The organism is Streptomyces sp. NPDC059696 (genome assembly GCF_042733745.1).
In the GTDB taxonomy this organism is placed as follows: domain Bacteria; phylum Actinomycetota; class Actinomycetes; order Streptomycetales; family Streptomycetaceae; genus Streptomyces.
Genome location: NZ_JBHWFG010000071.1, coordinates 1 through 5,812, shown reverse-complemented (window position 1 = coordinate 5,812; position 5,812 = coordinate 1). Strand labels below are relative to the sequence as shown.

Here is a 5,812-nt window from a genome sequence, read left to right as displayed (position 1 = left end):
GAACTGCGCGACCGCTTCCCCCGCATCGACCTGCTGGTCAACAACGCGGGCGTGATGTGGACCGACCGGGCCCGCACCCCGGACGGACACGAACTCCAGTTCGCCACGAACCACCTGGGGCACTTCGCCCTCACCGGTCTGCTCCTGGACTCCCTGCGGGCCGCATCCGGCGCGCGGGTCGTGACGATCAGCAGCTACCTGCACCGGCTGGGGCGCATCGACTTCCGCGACCTGCACGGCGAACGCCGCTACAGCCGGTACCGGGCCTACAACCAGTCCAAGCTGGCCAACCTCATGTTCGCGCTCGAACTCCACCACAGGCTGGCGGAGTCGGGCGCGGAACTGGCCTCGCTCGCCGCCCATCCCGGGCTGGCCGCGACCGGCCTGGGCCGGGGCTTTCCCGCACCCGTGCGCAGGTTCGGCTCCCCGCTCGCCCCCCTGTTCCTCCAGCCGGCCGCGGCGGGAATGCTGCCCGCTCTGCGGGCCGCGACCGATCCCGACGCGCGCGGAGGCGAGTTCTACGGGCCCCTCGGCGTGACCGAGACCCGGGGCGCGCCCGGGCTCGTACGCCCCGGCAGAACGGCCCTCGACCCCCAGGCCCGGCGCCGCCTGTGGGAGGAGTCCGAGCGCCTCACCGGCGTACGCCTGCGCCCCTGAGACCGCCACCCGCTGCGAGGCCGTTCACCCCCGCCCGGCGGCACCGGACACGGCGAGCCGGCTGCCTACGCGCACGGCGGTGGTCAACGCGGCGTAGGACGTGAGCTCGACGAGTTCGCGGTCGGTGGACCATCGCCGCCTGAACGCCTCGACGTCCTGCGGGAGCACCTGGTAGGGGGCGAAGGCCGTCAGCAGCGCCAGCCGTGCCGCGGGCACGTCCTGGGCCGGCAGGCCGGCTACGGCCTCGTCCAGCCACCCCCGGCCGAGACCCGGCGCCGATCCGTCCCACGCGTCCAGACGCGTGCGCAGCCGCTCCCGGACCGGCTCGGGCACCCAGTGCGCCCCCTGGTCCACGGCGGTGACGGCACGTCCCAGGGCCTGGGCCACGAAGGGGCTGCCCTCGGCCCACTCCAGCCCCGGCGGCAGGGGCGCCGGGGGCAGCAGGTCGAGCGAGTCGCCCGGCGCCAGCGGACCCGGTGCGACCGGACGCATGGCCAGGGCGGTGGTCCGCATGATGGGGCCGCGCAGCGGCGTCGGCGTCCGGGCCGGCATGGGGGAGTCGGCCAGGAAGAACGACACCATGCGGTTGATGTAGTGGAACGTGACCACGACGCCGCACAGTTCCGGCGCCTGTTCACCGCTGAGCGGAAACGGCTCCCCGCCGTCCGCCACCCCGTCCCCCGGCTGCCGTCCCGCCTCCCGGACCCACCGCAGGAGCCCGGCGCCGACCCCGTCCGGGGGCAGGGTTCCGAGAACCGCCTGGTGCACCTGGACACAGTACGGGCAGTCGTTGGCGCGGGAGACCTCGGTGGCGACCGTCTCCTTCACCGCCCGGCTCACCCGCCCGTCGACCAGCAGGGTCTCCCGCAGCATCAGCCACGCCGCGGCCAGCGACGCCGCGGCGGGCGAGTGGAGGGCCAGGGGCGGCGCGAGCACGCCGAACTGCTCCTCCGTCTCCCGGTACACCCGGGCCACCAGGCCGCGGGCCTGGCGGGGGGCGACCACGTCCACGTACCTCACCTGCCGCAGGGATCCCCGCAGCACTGCCCGCACAAGCGGCCTCATCGTCGCCTTCCCTTCCCGTTGTCGAAGCTCGGCGCCCTCGCCGACGGCGGTTCGCCCGGCAGGTCCTGTCCGGTCCGCGGCGGCGGGCAGCCGTCGGGGCCGTGCGGCCCCGACCCCGGATCGTCCGCGCGGGTCTCCGGCTCCACGGCGCCCGGACCGAGCACCATCTGTTCCATCAGCATGCGGACCAGCGCGGTCGCCGCTTCCTGCGCGGTGGCCGCGCTGTACGCGGCGGGCGAGGCCGCCGCGGTGGCGAGGACCGTGTCGGCCGACGGCCTCGCGGTGGCGGGTGCCACTGCGGTCGACACCCGGGACGGGCGGTCGCTGTCGCTCATGGGCTGCCTCCCTGACGGATCCGGGCACCGGCCCGGCGTTGTCGGCGACGGGCGCCGGCGCCGGCCGTGGCTCCGGCCGAGAAGCACATTCTCGATCCTCGGGCCGGTCGCGGCCTTCTCGTGGGATGCGCTCTCGCCCAGGCCCGGTCGGCATCGGCGGAGGCGACCGGCAATCAAGGAGATGCGACGCCCGTACGACTCGGTGAACCATGCGGGAGCAGGGCGACGCCGTCCTGACCGATGCGCGCAGACGCCTGCTTCCGCACAGCGCGGACAGGGCGCCTCATGATTCCTGGAGGACCGAGTGGACCAGACGCCTACGCCCGCCCGCACCGAACTGGTTGAACGTGCCTCGAAGTTGAGGCCGCTGCTCCAGTCCCACGCGGCATGGACCGAGGAGAACCGGCGGTTGCACGAGGAGTCGGTCGAGGCGATGGCCGCGGCCGGGATCTTCCGCATGCGCGTGCCGGCCCGCTACGGCGGCTACGAGTCCGACGCCCGCACCCTGGTGGACGTGGCCGCCGAACTGGCTCGCGGCGACGGATCGGCCGCGTGGACGGCGTCGGTGTGGTGGATCCCCACCTGGATGGCGGGCCTCTTCCCGGACCACGTGCAGGACGAGGTGTTCTCCCGGCCGGACGTCCGGGTCTCCGGCACCCTCAGCCCCGGCGGGATGGCGGCCCCGGTCGACGGCGGCGTCGTGGTGAACGGCAAGTGGGGCTTCATCAGCGGCGCCTGGCACAGCCACTGGCAGGTCCTGATCGCCGTCTCGCCCACCCCCGACGGCGCCATGCAGCCCGTGATGGCTCTGGTGCCGACGGACCAGCTGCAGATCGTCGACGACTGGTACACCTCGGGTCTTCGGGGGTCCGGAAGCGTCACCACCATCGCCTCGGACGTCTTCGTCCCCCAGGATCGGGTCCTTCCGCTGGGCGCGGTGCTCCAGCAGCAGTACGCCTCCGAACTCAACGCCGCCTCGCCGATGTTCCGCGCGCCGATGCTGGCCGTGGCCTCGGCCTCGTCGGTCGGCACCATGACCGGACTGGCCGCGGCGGCCCAGGACGTCTTCCGCGGCCGGCTGCCGGGCCGGAAGATCACCTACACCGAGTACGAGGAGCAGGGCGCGGCGCCGATCACCCACCTCCAGTTGGGCGAGGCGAGCCTGCTGGCCGACGAGGCGCGGTTCCACGCCCACCGGCTGGCCGACCTGGTCGACTCCAAGGGGGCCTCGGGCGAGGCCTGGACGCTGGAGGAGCGGGTGCTGTGCCGCGGCCTGCTGGGGCGGGCCTGCCGCCTGGGCAAGGAGTCGGTGGACATCCTCGCGCAGGCGAGCGGCGGTTCCTCGATCTACAACGACGTCCCGATCCAGCGCGTGCAGCGCGACGCCCAGAGCATCACGCTGCACGCGCTCATGAACCCGAGCACCAACCTGGAGCTGTACGGCCGGGTGCTGTGCGGGCAGGGGCCCAACACCCTGTACGTCTGAGAGGGGCGCACCACCGGCCGGGACGGTCGCCGTGTTCCGGCCGGCGGGGTGCTCGGGAGCCGGGGTTCAGGACTCGGGGCTCAGGGTCACGGGGAAGGTGTCGAGGCCGCGGACGACCCAGCGGTCGCGGTAGACGGGCGGCTGGGAGACGGTCAGTTCCGGGAACCGGCGCAGCAGCCGCGGCAGCGCGATCCGCGCCTCCAGGCGGGCCAGCGGAGCGCCCAGGCAGAAGTGGCCGCCCGCGCCGAAGCTCAGCGGCCTGGCGGCCTCGGAGCCGTCCCGGCGGGGCGCGTAGCGGTCGGGGTCGAAGCGGCCGGGATCGCGGTGGCGGTCGGGATCCCGGTTCGCGGCGGCCAGGATGAGGACCAGCTTGGAGCCCGCAGGGACGGGCAGGCCCAGCAGATCGAGGTCCTCGGCAGCCCACCGGCTGGAGACGTGGACCGGCGGCTCGAACCGGAGGATCTCCTCGACGTAGCCGTCGGCGAAGTCCGGTTCGGCCCGCAGCCGGGCCGCGTACGCCCGGTGTTCGAGGGCGAGCATCACCCCGTGGCCGATCAGGAAGCTCGTGGTCTCGAACCCGGCCGTGAGCAGCACCATCATGGTGCCCATCAGCTCGTCGTGGTCCAGGCGCCGGGGGGAGCCGTCGTGGGCCTCGGCGAGCAGGGTGACCAGGTCGTCGGCGGGGACGCGGCGGCGGTGGTCCAGGAGGTCGTCGAAGTAGGCGCTCATCTCGTCCATGGCGGCGTCGGCCCCCGCGAGCGCGCCGGGGTCGGTGAAGCCGTCCGTCGCCACGGCGACCCGGGAGGCCATGTCGCGGAACCACACCTGGTCCTTCTCCGGGAAGCCGATCATCTCGCTGATCACCGCGACGGGCAGCCGGGCGGCGAACTCGGCGACGAGGTCGACCGGGGAGCCGTCGGAGCCGAGCCGCGCCATCCGGTCGAGGAGCCGGTCGGTCATCTCCTCGATCACCCCGTGCATCCGGCGCACCTTGGGCGGGGTGAACGCGAAGCTCACCACCTGGCGCAACCGGCCGTGGTCGGGCGGGTTGCTGTAGAGCATGGAGCTCGTGAACCCCCGGACCGAGGAGTGCGACCGCCACGACGGGAAGACGACGTCGTAGCTCCTGCCGTCCTGGACGCGCAGGGCCGGCTCCCGCAGCGCCCGGTCGCACGCGTCGTGGCCGACCACCACGAAGCGGCCGGGTTTCGTGGGGACCGCCTGCCCGTGCGCGCGGATCGCCTCGTAGAGGGGGTAGGGGTCCTGGCGGCCCCGCACCGTGCCCAGCGCGTCGAGCGCCTCGACCGGCGACATGACCGTGCCGGCCATACGCTCTCTCCTTGTCTGCCGTACCCCGCGCCGCGTTCGGCCGGGGCGGCGTGCGTCAGACCACGGACATCTGGATGATCGCGGAGGAACCCGCGGGGTGGACGGCGACGACCCGGAGCCCGGCCCGGCCCGCCAGCTCCGTGAACGCCTCGACGCCGCGTTCCTTGGCTCCGTAGACGCACAGCATGCGCAGGTCCATGCCGGTGTGCGGGGCGTCGCCCGCCGAACCGGTCGACTCGATCACGAACACCGATCCCGTCCGGCCCGCCGCCTCGGCGCAGCGCCGCAGGATCGCGACGGACGCCTCGTCGTCCCAGTCGTGCAGGACCAGGGAGAGCACGTAGGCGCCCGCGCCGGCGGGGAGAGGGTCGAAGAAGCTGCCCGTGACCGCGTTCGCCCGGTCGTCCAGTCCGGACGCCGCGAAGGACTCCTTGGCGCGCTGCACCGCGTCGGGCAGGTCCAGGACCGTGCCGCGCAGCGACGGGTAGGCGGTCAGCAGCGCGGTCAGCAGGGAGCCGTCGCCGCCTCCGAGGTCGATCACATGGCCGGTGGACGCCCAGTCGAAACCGGCCACGACGGCCGGAGCGCGGGTGGCGACGTCCTGGCCGAGCAGCCGGTTGAACGATTCCGCGCGCCGGGGGTCGTCCGCCAGATCTTCCCAGAAGGAACGGCCGTAGCGCAGCGGGAAGGCGGCCTTCCCGGTCCGTACGCTGTGCAGCAGGTCGACGAACGACAGCTCTCCGCGTCCCGCCCCCTCCATGTCGAACCAGGCCCGGACGCCCGCCGGGTGGTCCTCGCACAGCGGCCGGCCCAGGGGGGTCAGGGTGTACCGGCCGAGCTCGTCGCGGTCCAGCAGGCCCCGGACGGCGAGGTAGCGCAGCAGCCGGTCGAGGGAGTCCTCGTGCACGGCGGCCGCCTCGGCGAGTTCGCGGGCGGTGCG

At 74.0% G+C, this 5,812-nt stretch carries 6 protein-coding genes; 2 read left to right on the top strand and 4 right to left on the bottom strand.

What is annotated here, in order from left to right:
• On the top strand, nucleotides 1–657 hold a 657-nt coding region (locus tag ACFV20_RS36380; RefSeq protein ID WP_385665346.1), incomplete at its 5' end, for an oxidoreductase.
• Nucleotides 658–681: 24 nt separating this feature from the next.
• Here the strand turns inward: ACFV20_RS36380 and ACFV20_RS36375 are convergent.
• Together ACFV20_RS36375 and ACFV20_RS36370 are read right to left on the bottom strand one after the other, a co-directional pair.
• Nucleotides 682–1,722 carry a carboxymuconolactone decarboxylase family protein gene (locus ACFV20_RS36375; RefSeq protein ID WP_073771974.1) on the bottom strand — a complete coding sequence of 347 codons (1,041 nt, stop codon included), beginning with the start codon at nucleotides 1,720–1,722 and terminating at the stop codon, nucleotides 682–684.
• Nucleotides 1,719–2,057, bottom strand: coding sequence for a hypothetical protein (locus ACFV20_RS36370; protein WP_073771973.1), 339 nt, complete (start codon nucleotides 2,055–2,057; stop codon nucleotides 1,719–1,721). Before ACFV20_RS36370 ends, ACFV20_RS36375 begins: the two co-directional genes overlap by 4 nt.
• A 304-nt stretch (nucleotides 2,058–2,361) precedes the next feature.
• Between ACFV20_RS36370 and ACFV20_RS36365 the strand changes: the two genes are divergently transcribed.
• On the top strand, nucleotides 2,362–3,543 hold the full coding sequence (locus ACFV20_RS36365) for an acyl-CoA dehydrogenase family protein (RefSeq protein WP_073771972.1): 1,182 nt from the start codon (nucleotides 2,362–2,364) through the stop codon (nucleotides 3,541–3,543).
• A gap of 66 nt (nucleotides 3,544–3,609) precedes the next feature.
• Here ACFV20_RS36365 and ACFV20_RS36360 read toward each other — a convergent pair whose 3' ends face one another.
• Together ACFV20_RS36360 and ACFV20_RS36355 are read right to left on the bottom strand one after the other, a co-directional pair.
• Nucleotides 3,610–4,872, bottom strand: coding sequence for a cytochrome P450 (locus tag ACFV20_RS36360; protein WP_385665343.1), 1,263 nt, complete (start codon nucleotides 4,870–4,872; stop codon nucleotides 3,610–3,612).
• A gap of 55 nt (nucleotides 4,873–4,927) precedes the next feature.
• A partial coding sequence (locus ACFV20_RS36355) for a methyltransferase (RefSeq protein ID WP_385665341.1) occupies nucleotides 4,928–5,812 on the bottom strand: 885 nt, incomplete at its 5' end.

Excerpts from the sequence above, each read along its gene's own strand:
- ACFV20_RS36375 (WP_073771974.1), bottom strand. The coding sequence starts at position 1,722 with ATGAGGCCGCTTGTGCGGGCAGTGCTGCGGGGATCCCTGCGGCAGGTG.
- ACFV20_RS36370 (WP_073771973.1), bottom strand. The coding sequence starts at position 2,057 with ATGAGCGACAGCGACCGCCCGTCCCGGGTGTCGACCGCAGTGGCACCC.
- ACFV20_RS36360 (WP_385665343.1), bottom strand. The coding sequence starts at position 4,872 with ATGGCCGGCACGGTCATGTCGCCGGTCGAGGCGCTCGACGCGCTGGGC.